Here is a 24,104-nt window from a genome sequence, read left to right as displayed (position 1 = left end):
GTCTATGGATCTATTTAAAGTATTAAATAAAAGAGTACTAAAATGAAAACCACTCCTAGCGACAAGACCTTCACACAGGTTAACGGCTCACAAAACAAGAAGATCGCCTTCTTTAGTACCCGACCTTACGAACAAGAGGTATTTTCTGAGTTATTAAAATCCTATAGCAATTCCAACGGTACTACTATTAGCGCCACATTCTTTGAGCATTCGTTAAATTCGTCAACCGCTGTTGGCTGTAAGGGGTTTAGTGATGTAGTGGTATTTGTAAACGACAACGTTGACGCAGCGACTATCGACGTACTAAAAGACTGCGGTATAGAACACGTAGCCCTGCGATGCGCCGGTTTTAATAATGTTAATGTGGACGCAGCAGCGAAGGCTGGTATTGCTGTAAGCCGCGTACCTGCTTACAGCCCAGAAACGGTTGCAGAACACACATTAGCACTTATCCTTACGCTAAATAGAAAAACCCATAAAGCCTACAACCGCGTTCGTGAGGGTAATTTCGATCTTGGTGGGTTAATGGGGTTTACTCTTCACGGTAAAACTGTAGGTGTAATTGGCACAGGAAAAATTGGTAGAGCGGTAATACGCATACTTCTAGGCTTTGGATGTAAAGTTGTTTGCTTCGATCCATATCAAAATGGCTCAGTGCTTGATATGGGTGCGCATTATGTATCTTTAAATGAATTATTAGAGAAAAGTACTATTGTGACGCTGCACTGTCCACTCAACGAACAGAGTCATCATATTATCGATGCAAATAGTATTGCCAAAATGCCACAGGGTGTGATGATTGTTAATACGTCTCGAGGCGGTCTTATCGACGATAGAGCCATCATTAAAGGGCTTAAAACTCGAAAAATAGGTTACTTGGGGCTAGATGTTTATGAAAGAGAATCTGAACTCTTCTTCAGCGATCATTCACAGGAAATTATACAAGATGATATTTTCCAAAGATTGACTACCTTTCCAAATGTCCTAATAACTGGGCACCAAGGTTTCTTTACGCACGAAGCATTAGACGAAATCGCCGCAACTACACTTAACAACATTGTTACGGGTGACAACACGCTCTAGGTCATCACCTGTTGCATTTAGCATTCTTTGAATAGTTAATCGAATTACTGCTTTTCCAAAATCAGTTGGAAATATTTTCCGAGCCATAGGTAAGGTGTTTCCCTATGGTACTGTCGCTCCAACGCAAGTAAATCATCAAACTTGCTGTTTTGGTGTGAAATATCTCGCATGTAGTCATGAAAACAGCGAATGCCCGCTTTATCAACAATGTTAAAGCCCAGTGACTCGCAATGTTCAACTACTCGCATTGCGCTAAGTGGTTGCTTAGGGTTTAACCTAACTTGCTTTTTCGCTTTCATGCCTTTGGCTATGTAATCAAAATTGCCGTAAATAGCATTGGCAAATAAATTCGCATCTTGATTAAAGAAGCTTAAACTTAAACGCGCACCGGGTTTCATATTGCTATATATGAAATCTATAGCGTCGAACGGTGCATCTAGCCATTCTAAGACTGCATGGCAAATCACTAAATCAAAATCACTCAGGTCTTCAATTTGCTGTAGGTACTGATGCCGTATAGTTATGTTTGATGCATCAGAAAGTAAGCATTCCGCCTGATTAAGCACGTCTATAGACGCATCAGTTAAAACAACTGAATGCCCCTTTGAGGCAATATGGGCTGTCATTACGCCTGTGCCCCCACCTATTTCGATCGCGCGAATAGGTGTTTTTAAATAAGGCTCAAGAACATCGCATAACAATGTGTGCCGTAATTTACCCTTAGTAGTTCCGTAAATATTGCTTGAAAACTTCTCAGCGATACCATCGAAGATACGATCGTTATTCATACACTACCGTCTTCACTACGCTGGATTATTAATATCAATAAATTCAACTGTCACATCGAACTGCTGGGCAATATGTTCGCCTAAGGCTTTCACTCCGTAGCGTTCGGTGGCATGGTGTCCTGCCGCGAAAAAAGTGATACCCATTTCTCTTGCTGTGTGTACGGTTTGTTCAGAAACTTCACCCGTAATGAAAGCATCTACACCACGCTCAACCGCTTGCTCTATGAACCCCTGACCACCTCCTGTACACCAAGCAACTGTTGATATAGATTTTGATACAGGCCCTTCTAATAGGACGTCTCTTCCAAGTAGGTTTCGTAAAACACCTTGCAGCTCGGTCGCTTCGATTGGTTTCTCGAAATTACCCTGCATGACAACGCCAATAGGTTTAATGCTATTTACCGCACTAACATTTTGAATACCTAACAGCGAGGCAAGCTGACGATTGTTACCAAGTTCTGGGTGGACATCTAGCGGCAGGTGGTAAGCAAACAAATTAACGTTGCTGGAGAGTAAAGCCGAAAGGCGGCGCTTTTTCATACCAGTCACTGCTTGTGACTCACCTTTCCAAAAGTAACCATGATGGACTATAAGTGCATCGGCATTAGCCTGTATAGCTGCGTCAACTAAAGCTTGTGAAGCCGTAACGCCTGTCACTATTTTTTCTATTTTGCTCGTGCCCTCTACCTGTAAACCATTAGGGCAATAATCGCTGATTTCGCTAACCCTCAACATTCCTTCAAGATAATTTTGTAGTTCTAGGCGGGTAATAGACACAAGTCCTCCGGTTAAAAGTTAGACAAATTATTAAAAAAACGCTATAAAATACGCGAACGTTTAGCATTATACCTTTAAGTCGACACATGTAGTTCGTGGATAAATGGTGAATAAAGATTGAACTTCTCAGAGCAAGACTTATTTCCATTCCACTTACATAGGTTACACGTTGCGCTATAGATAAGCCGAAGCTACCTTTCGGTATTACAGGTTGTAAAACGTTCGTCATCTTAACAAAATAAAGAGCAAAAAAGCATGACTAACTTAGACAAAGATGCCGTAATAGCGGCTTTCACTGAAGCTTACGAAAAAGCTAACGAAAAATCGCCGTCTATCGAAAGTAAAAGCGGTTGGTACAGTGTAGACGGCGGCAAAAATATGCGTTTAGCACAGCTGCAGGAAATGGCAGAATCTTTAGTTTCTGGTACGCCTAAGACCAAAGAGAAAGAGAAAAAAGCTGCGGCTAAACCCGCACAGAAAAAAGCCTCTACTTCTAAAAAATCAGGCTTCTCGGTTAAAAATTTTTGGGCAGAAAAACTCGATGCCGAAACACCTGGTTCCACCCTTCCACGCTAATTTCTAAAACAGCATTTCACATGACGCCTAGTCTCCTTCTGGGGGAGACTAGCGTTTTGTTCATGTATAAAGAAATAACTATTCTATTTGCCGGCAAATCCCTGAGCGACAAATGGAACAAGATGTTGAATAACTTCTTTTATATCGACATGTTTGTGAAAATCAGATTCAGCAATTTCGGTTAACGCCTGACTTGATGCCATCGAAAAAACAAAACTTCCCATAGCAAAATGCAATCGCCAGAATAGTTCTTCCTCTGGTAACTCAGGTAAGCAGCGTCGGATAGCGTCTACAAGTGCACGTATGCAATTGCCGTAATCCTGCATTAAAAATTTACGTAAATGCCCCTGAGTTTCGTTGTACCCGCGGCCAAGTAATTTTACAAAAGTGGCGGTACCTTGTTCAGAGATAGTGTTGAGATGCAACATAGGTGGAATGAGCGAGTAAAGAAGTTGCTCTACGCCTTCAGCACCTTTAATAGGCGGAAGAGAGGCTAAGCAAGTCTCTACTTGTGGCATAAGCTCATCAAAATATCGCTTAAACACGGCTTGAATTAAATTTTTCTTACTGCCGAAGTGATAGTTTACAGACGCTAAATTGACTTCTGCTCGGGCGGTAATTTCTCGCATTGAGGTCTGGGTAAAACCACTTTGAGAAAACAAGTATTCAGCCGCATCCAATATATCGGTTTTAGTACGCTGTGCCATATTCTTTTTATTATCTTTTGTAGATTAGAAAATTTTACGCCTATCTGTGCTTATTAACTATGTTAATGGTCCTGTTGTAATAAACACAGACAGATTATCTTTATTAAAACCAGTGACGCGCTTTGCTCATTGATTTCATAAACACGCGCTCAACAACATTCGCTGCCGACATGCCAAGTTTCTCTGCTACGTTTTTCTTCACAGCATACTTAACACTGAATATTTCACGTTCTGGATAATTCGACAAAATATAGTCATCTGACGTCGTAATGTCGTCAATTAAGCCAAGAGATTTTGCTTTTACACCTGGCCAATATTCACCCGTAGCGACTTTGTCTATATCCATTTCTGGACGCTGACTTTGAACGAAATCTTTGAACAACACATGAATGTCTTCAATTTCTTCTTTAAACTTAGCGCGACCTTCATCGTTGTTTTCACCAAAGATAGTTAGCGTACGTTTAAATTCACCCGCAGTATGTTGTTCAAACTCAATGTCGTTTTTCTTCAGTAGCTTGTTAAAATTGGGAAGTTGAGCTAAAACACCAATACTTCCTATATACGCAAACTGTGAAGCCAACAATTTATCTGCAACACAAGCCATCATATAACCACCGCTAGCTGCAACCTTATCCACCGCGATAGTCAATTTAAGACCCTTTTCTTTAATACGCTGTAGTTGCGACGCGGCTAGTCCATACCCATGAACAACACCACCGCCACTTTCAAGACGAACCAGTACTTCATCTTCTTTATTTGCTACACATAAAATAGCGGTAATCTCTTCGCGCAAATGTTCAACCTCATTGGCATCCATAGAACCTTTAAAGTCTATGACATACATACGGGATTTTTCAGACGCTTCACCTTGCTCTTTGTTTTTTGCTTTGCTTTTAGCTTTTGCTTCTTTTTTCTGTTCTTTGGCTAATTTTTTTAGCGCGCTTTTATCTAAAAGGACTTCTTTCGCGTAGTTAGTTATGTCCTTTAACTGCTCTGAAATTGACACGATTTCAAGTTGCCCCTTCCCCTGCTTCTGCTTACTTGCTACACCAACAATTGTTGATATAACTACAACGAAAGCGATGACTAACGTGATTGCTTTGGCAACAAACAAACCGTACTCGTACAAAAACTCCAAACTCTACTCCTAGTAAAAAAACGGGTAACCGTCGTTGTCTATTCACAACGTAAATAGCGACTTTACCTAAATTCAGGCAAAGCCGCTGATGTAATTACCTATAATACCAGTCTCGTCTTATTCTGACGATAGGTTAACCTGCTCTATCTTATTCGCTTCAATTTCTTCATCAGTGAAAAAGATATCCCTTAATGTTGGTTGAGTAGAATAAAGTTGAGTTTGGTCTAGGAAGTGCTCGCTGCCGTACTTGCGAGATTGTGAGTATGTTAATATTCCACGCCCCTTAGGTCCCTCTTCGGTGAAATTGATTACCATTGCCCAACTAGTTCCATAGTTAATGTGATACCCCTGTGCTTCAGCACTCATTGCCGTATTGCTGTTTATTGTTTCGTAGCTATGTCTTGGCAACTGGGTTCCGTTTCTATTACTACTAACGTCAAATACGTTAAAGCCACCTTCAATATTATGAGCGCCAGCCCACGGCAATTTGATGCCCGAAGCAGTGCCATCAGGTAAACTACGCTCAACAAATTGCACATCACCTAGCGGCGCATCAAATGCTACGCCTGCTTGTTCAATGACCTGTGTAGCACGCGCTAGCTGCTCAAGAGTAATATTGTTTTGAACCAAACCTGATGGCGTAGTTACAGGTGAATCAAGCGAAAACGGTACTTCCCACTGAGGCGCTTGGTTAAATTGAAAAGCGAACTCTCTAAACACATGGGCGCCGGTACTGGTAAGATTCATGGTGCCATCCCAATCTTCCAACGCAGCACACGCTTGCGATACATCAACGCTTGTTCCGTTTACATCTACTGGCGTATCACCTTGTTCTGCACATAGTGTAAGCAGTGAAGGCAGAATATTCTCTGCCAAATAACTGCGGTTGTTGAATAATAGCCCCTCTACTTCGTCTGGCGTGAACGTACCATCGCTTCCTGCCTCATTTTCAATGAACTGCTGCCCCATTCTAGAGCGTAGTGTTTGTTGGTATTCCACGCTACCAAATAGCGGGTTGCTAACAACAATAGGAGAATTCAAATTCGTCAACCAATAGCTGTCATTTGAATTTTGAACCGAATCTGTGCCTTCGTACTTAGGTGCTTCTTCATAAGGAACAGGCCCTTCAAAATCGAACTGTGAAATATTACCTGGTAATACGGTAAAGCCAGCGGCCGCTTTAGTTTGAATAAGTAACGGATTTGTTGTTAATTGTTCTATTGCAGTTTCGGTTAAGTTCGGTACGGTGGAATCGTCAATATAAAATACTTGGCCATCTTCAGAAGCTGCCATAGTATTGTTGAAAATTACACCATCATAGTCTTTGAAAGCTTGCTTAAATTCGTCCATTGATGTGGCCATATTCATGGCGAGCCAATGATCGACTACGTCAATATTTGGTAAGTTCGCATCTTTTATGGCAAAAGCATTATTGCCATTCCAATCAAAATTTCCCGGAACTTCAATCATAGGGCCATAGTTGGTGTAATAGGCCGTCTTACTAAGTTTTATTGTTTGTCCGCCACCCACCGCAACATCTATTTGTAACGGTTTCTCATAAATGGTGCGTCTATTCCCATCTACGATATGAGTAAGGCCTGATTCATCATCTTCATCAAGGGTTAATTGATAAACTACGAAATGTTCAGCAGTTGAGAATGTGTGAGTCCACGCAACGTTTTCGTTAAACCCAATATTCACAGCACCAGGTAAGCCCATTAGCGAGCCGCCTGTAACATTTAGATGACCAGGTACTTGAGCGTGAAAATTCCAAAAGCGTAGATTGCCGGTGTGGGGAAAATGCGGGTTCCCTAACACCATGCCTTTGCCATTGGTCGTTTTATCGCTGCCAAGTCCCCATCCGTTTGAGCCCATTTCTTGAGGGTTTCGTTCGGGTAAACTAACCGTAGGCGCAATCTTAAATGAAGAAGCAACTTCACTTGATGACGCAGCTGGTGTAGGTAGATAACTCTCACCTTCGGGCGCGGCAATAAACATTGGGCCTAAGAAATTAGCCGCTCCGGGTAGCAGTGCTACCCCTAAGGAGTAGGTTAACAAGTCAATGCTATCAATTTCAGTGACCCAAGGTTGACCCGCACAGCTTTGATCTTGCTCTTCAACAGGCGTTTCACTCAAGTACCGATTGTACCCAGCCGTATAGCCTTGAAACATTGCCCTTGAATTAGCAGACATTCTCGGTAAGTTTTCTTCCGCAAGTTCTCGGATACCTAACGTTAAAAAGCCGAAATCGTTAATGAGATGTTCGGAGTCGCCGCTACCGGGCACTTGGTCTGGGCCAAAAAACTTGGCACGTTCGGAATTGTACTTAAGAATTTGGTCTGCCAGTACACAGAGATTATCTCTTGCGAAGGCGTAGCCTACTCCATACGCCATACTTTCAAGGTTATCCGCTTTTACGTGTGGTACACCGTAGGTCGTCCATGTAACGTCTGCTGACAAAGTGCCATCTGGTGAAAACGCAGGAATAGGTGTAGGCGCTGGTTCCGGAGTGGTAGGCGTCGGCGGCGCTGGCTGCTCTACGTTTGAGAAATCGTTGTCGTTATCGCCACAAGCGGTTAACAGACCCATAAGTGAGAGTGCAATAAGCGTCCGCTTAGCAGTAAATTTATTTTGGTTGATCATCGCATATGTTCCCTAATGATGAGTGAATAAGGTCGTCATCTCGTGTCGTAAGTGATTTAAACACAGTGATTTTTTATTATCAGTGAAACTGATCGGACCTTTATTTTACATTACATTAACACCGCAAAGCATTCAAATAACATTCTGCTTATAATGAAAAAAAAAGCCGGCGTAGATGCCGGCTTTTACTTGGTAAAATGTAAGCAGTTGTAACACTGCTTTTTGGTACAAATTAAACGTGACTAGTTCGCAACAACACTTTCATCCGAAATAGGAAGCACAAGCGCGTCAGAGGCAATATACCCAGCCACTTCTTTTTGCATTTCTGTGGTTACCGCCGCACTTGCTGCTGGACTTAAGCTAGAAGCATGTGCACCACTATTAAACAACACCACTCCACTGATTGGATCTGCACCAGGTCCTTGAGTAGTTGTGACTTGCTCTAAGCCAATTGTCGCCGCTAGCGAAAGCTGACCAGAGAGAGGTAACGCTGTCGAAACTGGAATTACCTGATCAGGTAAGTTTTCGTCACTACCATCACCTACTACAGTCATCATATGTACAGGTGTATTACTACCTAATGTCTGAGCATAGTTGGTTGGGTCGCCTGCATCCATCACTGTTTGCGCTGCAAACGCAAATTCAGCGAATACCGCATTTACTTCAGCAGCTTGTTCTGCAGTTAGGTTATCTTCAAAAACAGAAACTGCCGCTCGAAGCTGGTCTTCGCTTACATCGGTGGTTTGATATAATTGATTAAGTAAAGCAACAAACTCTTCAGATGCTTGCGAAAGCAACAGGCCTTTAATTAGAGGTCCAAATGAAGGAGATTCTAATAGGAATTGAGCTACGCCACCTCCAGGAGATTCGAGCGATGCTTGCTTAACAGCAAACATGCCGTCAAGTGCCGCTAAATCACCGCCCATTGATGTATTAGCAACTGCAGCAAAGTTACCGCCAGTCATCGCACCTAGCGATACACCCATGATAGAAACGCGAGACATATCAAACTTAACGTTTTGCGCTGCAGTGGTATCAACTACGGCGTTAAGCCCTAAACGCAAACCAAGTAAATCTGACACACTTTGGCGTAGGTTGTCGCGAGCAGTTGGCAGACTAGCAAGATTCATGTAATGGGTTGCACTTACTGATGTTGCATTTAACTCATCGGTTCCATCGCCATTTAGATCAAAGCCTCGGCTACCGTGTAGTGGTTGGTCAATAGCTACCGACGCAATTCCGGCCAGAGACAACGTGCCTGAGATAGCAAGCATATCTTCTTTTTGACTGGTAATACCGTGCGCTAGAATAACCACTGGCCACCCTGCTTCAGGCATGCTGATAGGGAATCCTAATGCGCCCGCAATAGCTGGATCAGGGATAGTAACCTGAACGTCCAAGGTTTCCGTTCCCATATTTCCGCCAGTAGGCTGTGGGTATGGATTGAATTTAGTGATATTTCTTGCGCTATCTAGCATTTCGCCATTAATACGAACGTCTGCAAGGCCAAGCGAAGAACACATTGCGGCATTAGGACCTGGTTCTGCGGTGGCAAGTAATTCTTGCGGAGTACCTGCTAGTACAATACCGCTATCACACGCTGCTTTCCAAAAGTCATTTACTGGTGCAAGTGGATTCTCTGCACTTGGTACTCCTAAGAAATACGGCAGTGCAATATTACCTTCGTAACGTTGTGCAGCACAAAACGGACCAGCTTGCGCCAATATTCCCGTAGATACGCCAACTGCAAATTCATTTAGCGCTCCCCACTGAGCCGCGAGTTGGCCTGACGCCGTTCCAGCAAGCCCCGCGCAAGTTTCTAGTAAACTAAAGTCTGTAGCGTCAATCGCTGCTTGAATGTTATCCGGTAATCCTTGTTTACCCAATTCAACCGCGCCAGCGACAACAGTTTCATTAACAAGGCCTAACGCTTCCATCGCGTTTGGCGCTGCAGTAACATCGCTAACTGTAATGGCTGGAAGCGCAGTTGGCGCAGATGGGTCCCCACCAGCAGCTAGTTGTGCAAAACCGCTAATCATTACCTTTTTGATAGTATCAAGGGAATTAGCTATAGACTGGGTTGTGAAAGTGGACACATAAGTGATGTCTTCACGCGCAAAGCCCGCTCCCAGCAGTGGGTTTACAAATGAATTCACCAAACCTTGAAGCTGAAGCTGCGCATCGCTTGATAGCGGATTAGTATTTATGTCTTGTCGTACCGAGTCCCACGTTGTTGAGCCTTGTACCGATTTACCTGATGAGTCTTTTAACTCTGTGGTCATAACCAGCATGTAACCTTGAGCAGGTTTAAGCGGTTTTAATGGTACAAAAGTAATAGTGTTACTGTCCGCTAAGCTAAGTACGTAATCAACACCATAGGTAAGCTGATCACCAAGCTTACAACCTGCTGAAGGCGTAGAAATTTGAGCACAGTCTGGATCGCTTTGGTCAAGCCCTAGCGTTGCTTCAAATAAAAGTACCCCAGATGCTAAAGAGCTCTCGTCGAGCGATGCGCCAACAGGCGTTTCAACGTTAATAACAAACGGATGTTGCGTAGACCAGCCGTCTAACACGTTTAGTGCGTTTTGCGGATCACCAAAATCTGTAGGATCATCTACTGGAATATTCAGCGTGTAATCAAAGAAACCGTCATCGCCCGGAAGCATTAGAAGGTCATTAGGTATATTTAAATTCCCAGTAGCTGGGTCAAAAACTATTCGTGAAAATGGCGTTTGGACTTCTGTTTCGGCCTGAATGTCGGAAAGGGTTTCATCGGAGCCACCACAGCCTGCTAGACCCAGCGCAAGGGCCACACTGGAACTTAATACGAGTTTTCTCATCTCTACTCCCTACAAGCATTGTTGTTATTCTGTGTCTAAAACCTAGCTCTTCTAAAAGTAGCTTGGTCTACCCTGTCTTTACAGGTGTAGTTGATAGTTTTAAACATGTTAGACCAGTTGTATCTTGCTCAATCTTATTGACTTTGTTGCAACTTTGCAAAGTTTTGTTAACTACTTTCGTTAACTTTTTTTACGTTTGAAGAATTTTTCATTCATTGTTTTACTTGTGAGTCAGGCCGAGTATGATCTGACGTCTATTTTTTTATTGGGTCTGCAGACCCCAATCTTTGCGATAAAAATTAAGCTTTTGAAGGAAAACAATGAACGATTACAACGCACCTGTGGATTTATTATGCGATAAAGTAATTCTTATCACCGGCGCTGGCGATGGAATTGGTGCACAAGCCGCAAAAACCTATGCGGCACATGGTGCTACTTGTATTTTGTTAGGCCGCACCGTGTCTAAACTTGAAGCGGTGTATGATGAAATTGTTGCTGCAGGCGGTCAAGAGCCCGCAATTATCCCTTTAGATATTAAAGGTGCAACACCTTCTCATTATCAACAGATGACACAAACCATTATTGACCAATTTGGTCGATTGGACGGCGTGCTTCATAATGCTGGTATTTTAGGTCATTTGAGCGCATTTAAAGACATTGATGCGCAAGAGTGGCAAGACGTAATGCAAATAAATCTAAATGGCATGGTATACATGACGCAGGCGCTTATTTCGGCGTTAGAGAAAGCAGAAAATGCCTCAGTTATTTTTACTACCTCTAGTGTTGGAAGAAAAGGCCGCGCGTTCTGGGGTACATACGCGGTATCGAAATTCGCAACAGAAGGTGTAATGCAAACCCTTGCTGAAGAATATCAGAACAAAACACTGCGTTTCAACTGTATAAACCCAGGCGGTACCCGCACGCATATGCGAGCACAGGCTTTTCCAGCAGAAAACCCAGAAACATTAAAAACGCCGGAAGATATTATGCCTATGTATCTTTACCTTATGGGCGAAGACAGTAAGGAAATAACCGGACAGTCTCTCGATTGCCAACCTAAATAGTTAACTAAAAACTATCCCTAATTAAATGAAAAACCGCTTAAGTTTACACTTAAGCGGTTTTTTTAATGTAAATGTATAAAGTCTAGTAAGAACCGAAGCCTACTCGCCCATTTTTGCCCATGTATCTCTGAGGCCAACCGTACGGTTAAAAACCGGCTTGTCGTTTGTGCTGTCTTTGTCTAAACAGAAGTAACCGGTGCGTTCAAACTGCCATGCACCCACTTCAGGTACGTGGTTAACTAGTTCAGACTCCACCCAGCCTTGCTTCACTTCTAGCGACTCGGGATTTATCGCATCAGTAAAATCTTCTTCTGCTGCTGGATTTGGAACATTAAACAAACGGTCATAAAGTCTAAACTCAGCCGTTTGAGCTGTTGCTGCATCCACCCAATGAATTACGCCTTTAACCTTGCGTCCATCAGCGGGATCTTTACCTAATGTTTCTGGGTCGTACGTACAGTAAACGGTAGTTACATTGCCATCTTCGTCTTTTTCAACGCGATTCGCTTTCACTACATAGGCGTTGCGAAGACGAACTTCTTTATCAAGCACTAAACGCTTGAATTTTTTGTTTGCCGATTCACGGAAGTCTTCCGCTTCAATATATACTTCGCGACTAAAACCAATACTACGCGTCCCCATACTCTCATCATTAGGATGATTAGGCGCAATCAGTGTTTCCGCCTTACCTTCCTCATAATTTTCGATAACCAGCTTAATAGGGTCAAGTACGGCCATTGCACGAGGCGCGTTGGCGTTTAGATCATCGCGAATACAAGCTTCCAACATGGACATTTCAACCATGTTGTCCATCTTGGTCACACCAATACGTTTACAAAACTCTACGATAGAGCCAGGTGTATAACCACGGCGTCGTAAGCCTGCAACGGTTGGCATTCTAGGATCATCCCAACCGCTTACATGATTTTCTTCGACTAATTGAATAAGGCGACGTTTACTCAGCACTGTGTATTCTAGATTGAGACGAGAAAACTCATACTGACGAGGCGTGCAGTCAATCGAGATATTGTCTATAACCCAATCGTAGAGACGACGGTTATCTTGGAACTCTAATGTACACAACGAGTGTGTGATGCCTTCGATAGCATCCGAAATGCAGTGGGTAAAATCATACATCGGATACACACACCATTTATCACCGGTTTGGTGGTGATGTGCATGTTTAACGCGATAGATTACCGGGTCACGCATACACATAAACGGCGACGCCATGTCGATTTTTGCACGCAAGCTACATTCGCCTTCTTTGTAGTCGCCTGCCGTCATCTTGGCAAACTCATGAAGGTTGGTCTCAACGTCTGTATCTCGATAAGGGCTGTTTTGACCTGGCTCTTTAAGCGTACCACGCATTTCGCGCATAACGTCTTGAGCCGAAAAATCTACATAGGCCAAGCCTTTTTCAATAAGCTCAACAGCATATGCATGAAGTTGGTCAAAGTAATTTGAAGAGTAGCGCGGTTCGCCATCCCACTTAAAGCCAAGCCACAGAACGTCTTCTTTAATAGAATTAACGTAAGTAATGTCTTCTTTAGCAGGATTAGTATCATCAAATCGAAGGTTACAAGACCCAGTATAGTCTTGTGCAATACCAAAGTTTAGACAAATAGACTTAGCATGGCCTATATGGAGAAACCCGTTTGGTTCCGGCGGGAATCGAGTTTTGATAACGTCATGCAGACCACTTGACAGGTCTTTATCGATAATCTGACGGATAAAATTGGTCGGACGTTGTTCAGTCTCGGCCATTCGCTTGTTCCCCTTATGCACGTAATATTTCAAAATCTCGCTGAGTATAACACTCTCGTAATTGCTTCAACCATGTTTTATTCAAAGAAGCCTGACAAGTGGTTGAATTAAGAGCGATCCACGTATAAAGCACACCGTATCGACTTCAGTAAAACCTGCTTAAGCATAAATAAAGACTGACGCTTTATGAATTTTGCATGGCATTTAAGCGTCTGCAAAGCAAAAAACACGCGTTACTTAAAAAATATGGTAATCTAATTTGGCGACAACATTGTCGTAGCAGCAAAACATGGTGTTTATGAAAGAAAAAGCAACCTCTTTTGATATTGCCCACTTGGCAGGGGTTTCGCAGTCAACAGTCTCGCGAGCGTTAAATAATAGCCCTCTAGTAAACCAAGAAACTCGTGACCGCGTTCAGCGTATTGCCCGGGAACTCAATTACAAAGTGGATAAGAACGCTAGTAATTTGAGAAAGCAAAAGAGCAGCACAATCGCCCTACTTCTATTTGAAGATCCAACGTCTGACGACTCGATGATCAACCCTTTCTTTTTAGCAATGCTTGGTAGTATTACCCGTGCATGTGCGCAAGCGAATTACGACCTTCTTGTGTCGTTTCAAAATTTGGACGATGATTGGCACGCAGAGTATGAAGATTCAAACAAAGCCGACGGTATTATATTGCTAGGTTACGGCGACTACACTGATTATCAAACCAAAGTCGCTCAACTTGAATCTCAAGGCACTCACTTTGTTCGTTGGGGCGCGCCAGATGAAGCACACCCGGGAGTAAGTATCGGTTGTGACAACTACCAAGGTGGTCAAAGTGTTACATCACACTTAATTGGTTTGGGTAAAACATCATTTGCCTTTATTGGTGACAACGGTGACCATGCACCTGAATTTAAAGCGCGCTTTGATGGTTATTTTAAAGCGCTTCAGTCTCGTGGTCTTGCTCAATCAAGTGTTCAGCGTAACGCAATATCTACCGAAGATGCCGGATCTGAAGCGGTTAAGTCGTTATTGCAAAGTGGCGAACTCCCCCAAGCGATTGTCTGTGCTTCAGATCTTATTGCAATGGGTGTGCTAAGAGCCTTACGCCAAGCAAAAGTGAATGTGCCCGATGATGTTGCAGTTGTTGGTTATGACAATATTGCCGTATCTGCTTACACCACCCCTTCACTAACTACTGTTCAACAAAATACTAAACTAGCGGGTGAGCTTTTGGTTAATACGTTAATAAAAGCCATTAATAACGAAGAAGTTCAAGATTACTTGATGCCTGCGGATATTATTATTCGTCAGTCTTGCGGTACAGAATAGAAGTAAGAAATTTACACATTTATTGGCAATAGCTCATACATAAAATAGAAAGCCCCAAACGTTAACGCTTGGGGCTTTTTTGTTGTTAGGATTGCTAGTTGCTAGCTTGCAGTTTTTTACTGACGGGCCAGCTGATATTCAATTTGGATTAGTAGCTCAGGGCTGCTAATTTTGCCTTCGCGAACCCACACCTGAACGCCATTAGGTGCAACTTTAGTCTTTAATGCTGCACCATTAGCCACAGTCTGGGTTTCACCAGACAATTGCTCTACCCAGTCGCCCGACTGCATAAATTCACTAACCTGAAATGACTGCGCTTCATTCCCCTTGTTGAGTAAAACGAGTGCAGTTTGGTGCGTATCTTTAGTATCAACTACGCGATAAAACGATGCTAGATGGCCGTCTATCTCAAGGTTTACTTGGACACCACGCTGTAGCGCGATGGTATTTTTACGCACATTAGCAATCTTTGTTAGCGACTGTTGAATAGGATGGATTTTAGCTTGGTCCAAGCGTTCTTGACCGACATAATTGCGATTGCCCGCATGCTCTGTGGTACCGCGCATAAAGCCTATCTCAGAGCCCATGTAAACAACCGGAATACCTCGAACAGTAAACAGCCAGTTGTGTGCATTAATAAAGCCATTATCAGTAGCATTAATGCGCGCCATATCATGGTTGTCATAGAATGTAGTTAATTCATACGGATTACTGTATGGGCCATGGGTAAGATAAAGTACTTTTTCTAGCTCTGAAAAGTCACTTTCAAGCGGTTTTTCAAAAACGGTAACCATAGCTTTTTGCATAGGAAAGTCTAGTACGCTCACGCCGCCATTTTTAGGTAATGTATGCTGAGCAATATTATTGGCTTCGTAATCGAACGCTTCGCCAAACATAAAAAAGTCTGGGTTTTCTTCACGTATACGGTCTGAGGCTTCGCGCCAAAATGAGTGAGGTACATGCCTAATGGTATCTATCCGAAACGCATCTGCACCTTGAGAAATCCAATAAAGGTAACTATTAATCAAATAATCCCGTACCGCTGGGTTTTCGTCATCAAGGTTTGAGAGCTTTACTAAATCAGGATAGTTATGAAAAAAACTATGTAGCGGATTATTCTCAGGATCTAACTCTTCAGGCGCTAGGTTCTGATGGTCAGCAACCAAATTTCCATCCCTATCGTAGAGTTCTCCATAGCCTGGCAAGTCCTCTTCCATAGTGAAGCTTGGTGTGCCGTGATTCGCTACTATATCAAATACTGACTTGAGACCGTGCTCACGCATTTTCGCGGTGTAGTCACTTACACTTAAATTGTCGCTAATCAAATGTTCATCAGCTTGATAAAAGTTAGTTGCCCAGTACCCATGATAGCCTGTTTTACCGCCGTCTTTAAACGCACCGCCATAAGTAACAGGCTCATCGCCATTAAACGCATGATCAGGGTTATCGTGGACAGGCGTCATCCAAACCGCCGTGAAGCCCATCTCTTTGATGTAATCAGCGTTATTTAAGATACCTTGTAAATCACCGCCCATGTAACCCACATAGGCGTTCTTCCCATCGGGGCCTTCTAACGGCAGTTGCCACGTGGGATGATTACCACCTTGGTCTTCGTGGTTATTATTGGGGTCACCGTCGACAAAGCGATCTGTCACAACAAAGTAAACCGCTTCGCTAGCAAACGGCGTGCTGGTGCCGACGATAGCCGGCGCGGTATGCCTTTCATTGTAATTAACTACAGATGTAGTTGTACTTGTGCATGCTGAACAAAATAAGCCGGCTAACGTTAATGCAATTGTTGAACGTTTAAATAACACATTAAGCTCCTTACTCTGCTTCAAGTTCTTGTTTATCAGCTTCTTTAACGAAGAAGACTGATACTGCACCAATTAACATAGAAGCACCTGCTACAACGATTATATATTTAGCGTCGTTATCGAACACACTACTTAAGATCCAACCTGCAGTCAGCCCTGACACTATTTGCGGCGCAGCAACGGTGAAGTTGAAAATTCCCATGTAAACACCGGTTTTATTAGCGGGCAATGCTCCAGCTAGCATGGCGTAAGGCATAGCAAGAATAGCCGCCCACGCTATTCCTACACCTATCATAGGAATGAGTAGTTTTACCGCGCCAAGTGGAACCGTTACTTCAGTAATCAGTAAGTTTACGTTCACCATTGTTAGGTCTTGGAAAAGTAAAAAGCTTACATAGCTTAAGCCGCCTAACGCTAATGACGTTGCATAAACAGCCTTGCGACCAAACTTATCAGCAAGCTTTGCTAAGAATATAGAGAAGATAGCAGCGAACACAGAATATGCGGCGAAAAGAATCCCTACCCAGTCGCCAGCGGCACCTTTGGCCATGATGATAGCTTCTGGCACCATAGGCGCAGCCGCAATATAAGCTGGGTCGAACCACTGCTTATCTACGTTCCAAATGTGTTGGGTAATAGCAGGCGTGGTGTATACCCACATTATAAAGAGCGCAAACCATGAGAAAAATTGTACAACTGCAAGTTGCTTCATGGTCGTAGGCATGTCTTTAACAAGAACAAAAAACTCGCTTAGACGCTGGCGAAGAGGAGCTTTTGGCGTTTGTTGTTCTAAGATCTCTTCTTCCGTTAGCCCTTTATAGCGATTATATTCGTCTGGTGCGTACTCTTTGGTGCGAACTACAGTCCAAATAACCGTGCCAAGCAGCACAGTTGCGCCAATGTAGAATGCCCACACGACAGAAGGCGCGACTTCCCCCATTTGCGCTGTATTTTCAAGGCCAACAACGTTTGTTAAGACGAAGGGTAATATAGAGCCGATAACCGCACCGATATTAATAAGTAGCGACTGAATTGAATACCCTACGTTACGTTGTGACGGTGGTACCATGTCTGATACCAATGAACGAAACGGTTGGAAGCAAACGTTAAATGATGCATCCATAAGCGCGACCATTAGCGCCCCCATTAACATAGGTGCTAAGAACGCAACAAAAATAGGCGCATTGGGGAGTAAAATCATACCCAGGACTGCTGCGATAGCACCGGCGAGGATAAAGGGACGACGTCGACCTAATCTATTCCATGTTCGATCAGATGCAGAACCCACAATAGGCTGTACTATCAAGCCCATAATGGGAGCTACAAGCCAAAATAGCGATAACGAATGAAGATCTGCCCCTAAGTCAGACAAGATTCGACTAACGTTTGCGTTTTGCAGTGCAAAACCAAATTGAACACCTAGAAAGCCAAAACTGACGTTCCATATTTGCCAGAAAGAAAGGCGTGGTTGAGTTGCTTGCATACTTTGCTCTATTTATTGTTTTAATGTAATTAAAAAGTTACTGCACTATGAAAACACTAGCAGACATTGCCGGAAGGCTTAAAGTGTCAGAAGCTCTAAACCTTTCACCGTCGCTTACCCGCGTTATTGATACATCAGTACCTAGCATCTCTGCGTAATTTGTTAAGGGCAAATCTACGGTTTTTTTATTAAGAATAACCATCAGTTTTTCTGCGGAAGATCCTTCGGTGTTACTAGCTACTCGAAAGTAGGTGTAAACACCGTCACCGGGTGCATAGTGTTTTAACTCACCTTTGAATAATTGAGGGTGAGACTGACGAAGCGCTAAAAGCGTTTTAATGCGGTTTTGCGCCCACTTTTCATCATCAGAAAGACCATAGCCAGTAAAGGCGTTCTTCTCACTATCCGTTGGCCACCCGCCTGGGAAGTCAGTGCGTATAATACCGTGGTCTTCTGTCCCTTCATTACCCATCAGAATCTCAGTTCCATAGAACACTTGCGGGATCCCTCGCGTGGTTAAAAACAATGTCATCGCCATATTCCATTTAGCTTTGTCATTGTTCAACTGAGTAAAGATTCTGCTCATATCGTGGTTATCAGGAAAAATAACTAGATTATTGGGGTCACCATATAAAAAGTCAGTCGCTAAGGTTTCGTAAACAGTGATAAAACCCGAGTTCCAGCTTTCATCACTATTTAACGCTTGAACAACGGCAGCTTGAAGCGGGAAGTCCATTACAGATGGTAAAGCACTGTCATAGTCATCGTGGCGGTGACTACCCGCTTGCCAATAAGCAGTAATTGCAGGGTTTACCGACCACTCTTCCCCTACAATATTAAAGTTGGGGTATTCGTCCATAATACGGTTAGTCCACTGGCTCAAAAAACCTTTGTCAGGATATGAATAGGTATCTACACGAATACCGCTTAAGTTTGCGGTTTCTACCCACCAGATAGCATTTTGAATTAAGTAATTCGCCAAATGAGGATTACGCTGATTTAAATCAGGCATGGTTGGTACAAACCAGCCGTCGCTAAACCCCTTAATATCGCTTGATATTGCGTGGGGGTCGTGAAGTGACTCTCGCTTGTGAGTTGTACCTACAAACTTCCCATCATTGTTGATCCAGTCAGACGAGGGTGTATCGTCCATCCATGCGTGCTCACTGCCAATATGATTAAGTACCATATCCATTATCACGCCAACGCCTTTTTGGTTGGCATTTCGGCTAAGTTCGATGAAAGCTTCATTAGAACCAAAGCGTGGATCTATCTTGTAATAATCAGTGGTTGAGTACCCATGGTAACTATACTTTTCCATCGCATTTTCAAGCATTGGCATAGCCCAAATTTGGGTAAAGCCCATATCTTTTATATAGTCGAGGTTGTTGGCTATGCCTTGAATATCGCCTCCATGACGTCCACCTTTAAATGACCTGTCAACCTTATCCTTGTATCCGTCAATATTGTCATTTTCTAGGTTGCCATTGGCAAAACGGTCTGGCGCTATTAGGTAAATGGCATCTTGAGGGCCAAAGCCTTCTCTTGAAGACGAATTTTCACTTCGCTTCTTTAGTGAATAGTGTACATCGCGCGAACTTCCATCTTCATCTTTTAATGTCAACATAAGTTCTTGTGGGTTAGCTTCACTAAGGTCTAAAGTGACGAAAAGGTAGTTATCGCTATCAAGCGCCCTACTTTGTTTTATTTTCACATTACCTTTTGTAATAGAGACATTATCGTCGGCGACGTCGTTACCCGATAACATTAACTCTACTTCTGCGTGTTGCATATCTGCCCACCAGTTAGGAGGGTAAACATTTACGTTATTTTCTTGTGACGAATAAACAGAAAATACAGGCAGAGAAGCAACAATACCTACGAATATAGAAAGCGCGGCTTTACGCGTTGGGAATATAGCATTACTTACGCTGTTACGTTTGAACACATGGACACCAATGTTAAAAATACGTTAAGTACAAGATGATGACGAGATACTACCTTGCTTGGACCAACTGACCAATGCTCTGCATACGTATTCACGAGACACTATGCAAATACACATAGCATCTCGCTTCAAGAAACTTCTCGTCTAAGCTTACGTAGCGAGTCCTAAAACTTCTTAAAACGCAAAAACCTTAGTTTCTAAACCGTCCAGCGATAGCGAGGTTTCGTAGTTTATATTGCCCTTTTCTAAGCTAATGCTCTCGTGGGAAAGAAGCGGTTTTAGGGTTTTAATTTCCCCATCTGAACCTATAACATCTAAAGGAATAGTAAATTCTATTGGGCCGGTAGACTTATCACTAAAGTTAGCTATTACCACTAAGCCATGCCCATCTTTTTTTCGAACGAAGGCAAATTGCTGCTCTGAATAGGCTGAATCTTCAACACTAAGATTCATTGAGTGAAGGCTTTTATACTCACCAGTTATGGCAGGATTAGTAGCGGCGATTGACATAACACGTTTATAGAAGTTATGAAGTTCCTTTTCATCTTTGCTAGATTGCCCACCATCAAATTTTCCATCATTCATAAACCGCTGGTGAGCAGGAACGCCAACGTAGTCGAAAATAGACGTACGCGTGGGGTCGCCAAACCCTGTTTCTTCGCTGCCGTCTTCGCCCACATCTTGGCCAAAATAAAGCAGCGTTGGTGAACTGCTTATTAGCGCGCTCACTGCGAGCGCTGGCTTACCTTTTTCTGCGCTACCTGCAAAATCAGGACTCGCAATACGTTGCTCATCGTGATTCTCTAAGAAATGCAGCATATGTGGTGCAATATCGTTGATTTTTTTATGGACACTTACCAATTCGCTAACTTTACCCTTCCCTTGCATAATAGTTTTCAACGTATCGTAAAAGCCGACCTTATCGTAAAGGTAATCCATCTTGCCTTTGTGAATATAATCTCGATATTTATCTGGTTGGTAGACCTCAGCCAGCAAAAACGCATTAGGCTCTTTTTGTTTGATGCTGCTATTAAGGAACGACCAAAACTCTACTGGCACCATTTCCGCCATGTCAAAACGAAATCCATCGACACCTTTGTCAATCCAATAATGGGCAATGTCTCTAAATTTGTACCACGAGTCAGGAAGATCTTTCCCTTGCCAAAACGCGGCGTGCTCTTCAATAGATTTTTGACTGTATTCATCAGGTAGCATGGGAAAATCATAAGTGCCGTCTGGCTTAACGCCGTAGTTAACCTTTACCGTTTCATACCAATCGTTAATGTCTGGCTGCGCAGCTCTTGCACCGTTCCCTGTCCATTTGGCTGGAAACTCTTCGAACTTGCCGTCAGACAATGGGTGTGCTTCGCCACCTAAAGGTTGGTGATTGTCAGCGCTAGGCACTTGAAACGCTTCATTCACAACATAGTAAAAGTTATTGTTTCGGGCATATTCGACTGAGGTGTCGTCTTTCGCACCAAAATCGCTTACGCCGTCAGGCGCAGAAAGAGAATGATAATCACGGGCAACGTGATTAGGAACAATGTCTATGATAACTTTCACTCCCGCAGCATGAGTTCTGTCAATCAAAGCTTCGAATTCTTCTAAGCGCTTTGCTGGGTTCTCAGCTAAGTCAGGGTTAACATTGTAGTAATCTTTTACTGCGTATGGCGAGCCAGCGCGGCCCTTAACTACATCTGGGTCATCATTTGATATACCGTAATCAGTGTAGTCATTAATTACCGCGTGATGTGGCACACCGGTATACCAAATATGGCTAGTGCCTAAAGACTTAATGGCTTCAAGGGCTTCAGGGGTAAAGTCATTAAATTTACCTACGCCATTTTGCTGAACCGTCCCCCAAGGCTGATTGTTTGAATTTGTATTTCCAAATAGACGTGTAAAAACCTGGTAAACGACCGGTTTACCCTGCCTTCTAATTGTATCACTAGAGGTTGACATATCGCTGCTTTGAACAGTTGTGTTAGGGCTAGCGCCTTCGCTTGCAGGCATCTTATTGCTCATTGAGGAGGATGGCCCCGAACACGCTGTTAAACCAATTGACAGCATAGCAATAGTTAAGGGCTTCAGACAGAAACGAAGTTGGGACTTTGGCATGGTAATCACTGTGATAAACGTAAATTATGCCAACAGAATACTCGTTAACCGGATGTTAAAAAACATGCATACGTATTCAACCATAAAAAACCGCCCACAAGGGCGGCCAACTATTAGCACTATATGAAAGTCTTTACGCTGCCTGTGCAACGCGTAAAGGTTTTTGCTCATGTTGAATAGGGTGAATTATAGGCTGTGCTCCACCGCTAATAGCTTGTAACGCAGTGTGAAGGTCTGAGTGTATCTTTTTGTGAAAACCTTTAAGGGGTTTTGCTAAGTCATTTAATAAAACCTGTGATGATAACCTGTAAGGCATACGTTTACCGTTAAAGTTGATAGCTTCACCCACAGGGTTAAAGTGAATTCCAAACGCTTTCATTCTTCGTGCAAGCTTAGGCTCCATAAGCACGTATGCATGCTCCACGTTTAGGTGTTGGCAAACACTCGTTGCCATTAAATAGAGCGCGATAGAAAGATAAGGAAAATGCTCTACATTAAAAGACGTACTTTTCTTGTGTTTTATCTTCTCTAGCTTGTCGGCGGGCAGAATTTTTGTACGCATCTGGCGCACTCTAAATTCTCTTGGTATAGCTAACCGTGATATTTCACATACACTTTGAGGGTCCAGGTTTGAGGGTAGCAATTCACCGTTTTCAAAAGCATCTCTACACTTTTCTTCAAGAGGCAGGGAAAGTCCAGCTTTAGTCGGCAATACTAGTCTAATTGTCCCTGCACACTCCCCAGAAGATCGGTGTTTTATGTAACAGTTTATTGCGCGATCATCGTACTTATCTTTTTCTAACGCCGTTGCGTTTTGTTGCTCAAACTTCATTTCCTCGCAATACACTTTGTGACGCGTTTTGTAGCTGATTTGTTTTTCATTTTCTTCACTGGCTATCACTAGCTCGTAACGGCTAAAGAAGAAGTTAGAAATACTTTCTTCAAGTGACAATCGACGTGGAAATACCTTTAACAATTGTCGTGGAATTTGATTTAACTTACTAGACACGGCACCGTTGAGCGCACGAACAGCGCTCATTGTTTTAGTTTTCAACGCAAAGCTCCCCTGATTTTATTTATTGTTAGGCTTGTGGGTAACTTCCTGTTCGCAGCAACAGCCTTAGTTAGTGTAATTTTGAATTTCTAAAGAATTTTCGTTTTATTATTCGTATCTCTGCTTTGTCTGATAAGCGCATCCCCACTTACATAATCAGACTTTGATAGACGGTCATACAGTAAAACATTCGCTGTTGCCGCTAAATTCATACATGAATAAGTTGGTACATATACAACGTGATCACACCAAGACAAAATATCTGAACTAATACTTCCATCTTCTGGACCTAAGATGTAAAACGCATTTTCTGGGTGTTCAAACATTGGTAGGGGCGTAGCGCCTTCAACCAATTCTACAGCAACTACAGAAGCGCCCTCAGGCACAACTTCCCGCAGGCTATCTACACCAATTGTGGGGATAACTTTATGAAACGCTTTAGTGTCTGCGTTGAAATCTTTAGCTAGTCGATACCGTTGCCCCGTGTAAAAAACACTGGCAACACCATAGCACCCTGCAGCACGTAAAATGGATGCGACGTTTACTGGGTTTTTGGGGTTTACTAACCCGACTGAAATTTTTTGTTTTGCTATCTGCACGTTTTATTCGATTTATTTTATTTATCTTAAATACTGACACGACTTTCTGAATGCTACTACGCGTAATCATAAAAATTAGCCATAAGTATTAGTTGGCATACATAAATGGTATAACATTGTTTTTGTGCTCGACGACCTCAAACTATTCATTTCGACATTGGTAACAACAAACTAGCGAACAAATGTTTACCGTCATTCAATGCCCTACCTGCCGCTCTGAATTTCGACAGCGTTCGCTCATATTTCTTTTATTAAATACAGTGCTCTTTCTTATTTGAGGTATCAAAGAAGATAACATTATCTTATTTAATTAACCTTATTTCAGCAAAATACAGACCAATTACGTGAAAAATTTACCCGTTAATTGCAAAGTTTACAAAT

At 42.8% G+C, this 24,104-nt stretch carries 17 protein-coding genes; 4 read left to right on the top strand and 13 right to left on the bottom strand.

Features of this window, described 5'->3' with window-relative positions; all coding sequences use genetic code 11:
- The first annotated feature begins 42 nt into the window (after positions 1 to 42).
- A complete protein-coding gene (locus tag KL866_RS10215; protein ID WP_214994921.1) occupies positions 43 to 1,083 on the top strand; it encodes a 2-hydroxyacid dehydrogenase in 1,041 nt (346 codons plus the stop codon).
- A 44-nt stretch (positions 1,084 to 1,127) separates the two neighbouring features.
- On the opposite strand, the gene KL866_RS10210 is transcribed toward KL866_RS10215, so the two are convergent.
- Both KL866_RS10210 and KL866_RS10205 read right to left on the bottom strand, forming a co-directional pair.
- Positions 1,128 to 1,871 carry a methyltransferase domain-containing protein gene (locus KL866_RS10210; RefSeq protein WP_025255233.1) on the bottom strand — a complete coding sequence of 248 codons (744 nt, stop codon included), beginning with the start codon at positions 1,869 to 1,871 and terminating at the stop codon, positions 1,128 to 1,130.
- 15 nt (positions 1,872 to 1,886) lie between these two features.
- The gene (locus tag KL866_RS10205; RefSeq protein ID WP_025255232.1) at positions 1,887 to 2,648 is read right to left on the bottom strand and encodes a Nif3-like dinuclear metal center hexameric protein; all 762 of its coding nucleotides are present in this window, start codon (positions 2,646 to 2,648) and stop codon (positions 1,887 to 1,889) included.
- A 255-nt stretch (positions 2,649 to 2,903) separates the two neighbouring features.
- Here KL866_RS10205 and KL866_RS10200 point away from each other — a divergent pair, with 255 nt between their 5' ends.
- On the top strand, positions 2,904 to 3,224 hold the full coding sequence (locus tag KL866_RS10200) for a hypothetical protein (RefSeq protein ID WP_025255231.1): 321 nt from the start codon (positions 2,904 to 2,906) through the stop codon (positions 3,222 to 3,224).
- Positions 3,225 to 3,307: 83 nt separating this feature from the next.
- Here KL866_RS10200 and KL866_RS10195 read toward each other — a convergent pair whose 3' ends face one another.
- The 4 genes from KL866_RS10195 to KL866_RS10180 form a co-directional block, all read right to left on the bottom strand.
- The gene (locus tag KL866_RS10195) at positions 3,308 to 3,931 is read right to left on the bottom strand and encodes a TetR/AcrR family transcriptional regulator (RefSeq protein ID WP_025255230.1); all 624 of its coding nucleotides are present in this window, start codon (positions 3,929 to 3,931) and stop codon (positions 3,308 to 3,310) included.
- 103 nt (positions 3,932 to 4,034) lie between these two features.
- On the bottom strand, positions 4,035 to 5,069 hold the full coding sequence (sohB, locus tag KL866_RS10190) for a protease SohB (RefSeq protein WP_025255229.1): 1,035 nt from the start codon (positions 5,067 to 5,069) through the stop codon (positions 4,035 to 4,037).
- Between the two features lie 117 nt (positions 5,070 to 5,186).
- Complete coding sequence (locus KL866_RS10185) at positions 5,187 to 7,712, bottom strand: acylase (protein ID WP_214994919.1); 2,526 nt, start codon at positions 7,710 to 7,712, stop codon at positions 5,187 to 5,189.
- Positions 7,713 to 7,954: 242 nt separating this feature from the next.
- Complete coding sequence (locus tag KL866_RS10180; protein ID WP_214994917.1) at positions 7,955 to 10,552, bottom strand: VolA/Pla-1 family phospholipase; 2,598 nt, start codon at positions 10,550 to 10,552, stop codon at positions 7,955 to 7,957.
- Positions 10,553 to 10,872: 320 nt separating this feature from the next.
- Here KL866_RS10180 and KL866_RS10175 point away from each other — a divergent pair, with 320 nt between their 5' ends.
- The gene (locus KL866_RS10175; RefSeq protein ID WP_025255226.1) at positions 10,873 to 11,616 is read left to right on the top strand and encodes a YciK family oxidoreductase; all 744 of its coding nucleotides are present in this window, start codon (positions 10,873 to 10,875) and stop codon (positions 11,614 to 11,616) included.
- Positions 11,617 to 11,715: 99 nt separating this feature from the next.
- Here the strand turns inward: KL866_RS10175 and glnS are convergent, their stop codons facing one another.
- A complete protein-coding gene (glnS, locus tag KL866_RS10170; RefSeq protein WP_025255225.1) occupies positions 11,716 to 13,383 on the bottom strand; it encodes a glutamine--tRNA ligase in 1,668 nt (555 codons plus the stop codon).
- 298 nt (positions 13,384 to 13,681) lie between these two features.
- Here glnS and KL866_RS10165 point away from each other — a divergent pair, with 298 nt between their 5' ends.
- The gene (locus tag KL866_RS10165) at positions 13,682 to 14,704 is read left to right on the top strand and encodes a LacI family DNA-binding transcriptional regulator (RefSeq protein WP_025255224.1); all 1,023 of its coding nucleotides are present in this window, start codon (positions 13,682 to 13,684) and stop codon (positions 14,702 to 14,704) included.
- Between the two features lie 116 nt (positions 14,705 to 14,820).
- On the opposite strand, the gene KL866_RS10160 is transcribed toward KL866_RS10165, so the two are convergent.
- The 6 genes from KL866_RS10160 to KL866_RS10135 all read right to left on the bottom strand — a co-directional run bounded on the left by KL866_RS10160 (position 14,821) and on the right by KL866_RS10135 (position 23,723).
- Positions 14,821 to 16,521: an alpha-amylase family glycosyl hydrolase gene (locus tag KL866_RS10160; RefSeq protein ID WP_214994915.1), complete on the bottom strand. Its 1,701-nt coding sequence runs from the start codon at positions 16,519 to 16,521 to the stop codon at positions 14,821 to 14,823.
- 10 nt (positions 16,522 to 16,531) lie between these two features.
- Entirely contained in the window at positions 16,532 to 18,004 is a 1,473-nt protein-coding gene (locus tag KL866_RS10155; RefSeq protein ID WP_029661412.1) for an MFS transporter, read from the bottom strand.
- 37 nt (positions 18,005 to 18,041) lie between these two features.
- Entirely contained in the window at positions 18,042 to 19,796 is a 1,755-nt protein-coding gene (locus KL866_RS10150; RefSeq protein ID WP_251139962.1) for an alpha-amylase family glycosyl hydrolase, read from the bottom strand.
- A 330-nt stretch (positions 19,797 to 20,126) separates the two neighbouring features.
- Positions 20,127 to 22,070 carry an alpha-amylase family protein gene (locus KL866_RS10145; protein ID WP_251139960.1) on the bottom strand — a complete coding sequence of 648 codons (1,944 nt, stop codon included), beginning with the start codon at positions 22,068 to 22,070 and terminating at the stop codon, positions 20,127 to 20,129.
- A gap of 133 nt (positions 22,071 to 22,203) precedes the next feature.
- Positions 22,204 to 23,124, bottom strand: coding sequence for a PEP-CTERM/exosortase system-associated acyltransferase (locus tag KL866_RS10140; protein WP_251139959.1), 921 nt, complete (start codon positions 23,122 to 23,124; stop codon positions 22,204 to 22,206).
- An 89-nt stretch (positions 23,125 to 23,213) separates the two neighbouring features.
- Complete coding sequence (locus KL866_RS10135) at positions 23,214 to 23,723, bottom strand: RNA methyltransferase (RefSeq protein WP_214994911.1); 510 nt, start codon at positions 23,721 to 23,723, stop codon at positions 23,214 to 23,216.
- Positions 23,724 to 24,104: the final 381 nt, after the last annotated feature.

The organism is Alteromonas sp. ALT199 (assembly GCF_018619335.1).
In the GTDB taxonomy this organism is placed as follows: Bacteria; Pseudomonadota; Gammaproteobacteria; order Enterobacterales; family Alteromonadaceae; genus Alteromonas.
This window is presented reverse-complemented; position numbering and strand designations above follow the sequence as displayed.

Excerpts from the sequence above, each read along its gene's own strand:
- KL866_RS10215 (WP_214994921.1), top strand. The coding sequence starts at position 43 with ATGAAAACCACTCCTAGCGACAAGACCTTCACACAGGTTAACGGCTCA.
- KL866_RS10210 (WP_025255233.1), bottom strand. The coding sequence starts at position 1,871 with ATGAATAACGATCGTATCTTCGATGGTATCGCTGAGAAGTTTTCAAGC.
- KL866_RS10200 (WP_025255231.1), top strand. The coding sequence starts at position 2,904 with ATGACTAACTTAGACAAAGATGCCGTAATAGCGGCTTTCACTGAAGCT.
- KL866_RS10195 (WP_025255230.1), bottom strand. The coding sequence starts at position 3,931 with ATGGCACAGCGTACTAAAACCGATATATTGGATGCGGCTGAATACTTG.
- KL866_RS10185 (WP_214994919.1), bottom strand. The coding sequence starts at position 7,712 with ATGATCAACCAAAATAAATTTACTGCTAAGCGGACGCTTATTGCACTC.
- KL866_RS10180 (WP_214994917.1), bottom strand. The coding sequence starts at position 10,552 with ATGAGAAAACTCGTATTAAGTTCCAGTGTGGCCCTTGCGCTGGGTCTA.
- KL866_RS10175 (WP_025255226.1), top strand. The coding sequence starts at position 10,873 with ATGAACGATTACAACGCACCTGTGGATTTATTATGCGATAAAGTAATT.
- glnS (WP_025255225.1), bottom strand. The coding sequence starts at position 13,383 with ATGGCCGAGACTGAACAACGTCCGACCAATTTTATCCGTCAGATTATC.
- KL866_RS10165 (WP_025255224.1), top strand. The coding sequence starts at position 13,682 with ATGAAAGAAAAAGCAACCTCTTTTGATATTGCCCACTTGGCAGGGGTT.
- KL866_RS10155 (WP_029661412.1), bottom strand. The coding sequence starts at position 18,004 with ATGCAAGCAACTCAACCACGCCTTTCTTTCTGGCAAATATGGAACGTC.
- KL866_RS10150 (WP_251139962.1), bottom strand. The coding sequence starts at position 19,796 with ATGCAACACGCAGAAGTAGAGTTAATGTTATCGGGTAACGACGTCGCC.
- KL866_RS10145 (WP_251139960.1), bottom strand. The coding sequence starts at position 22,070 with ATGCCAAAGTCCCAACTTCGTTTCTGTCTGAAGCCCTTAACTATTGCT.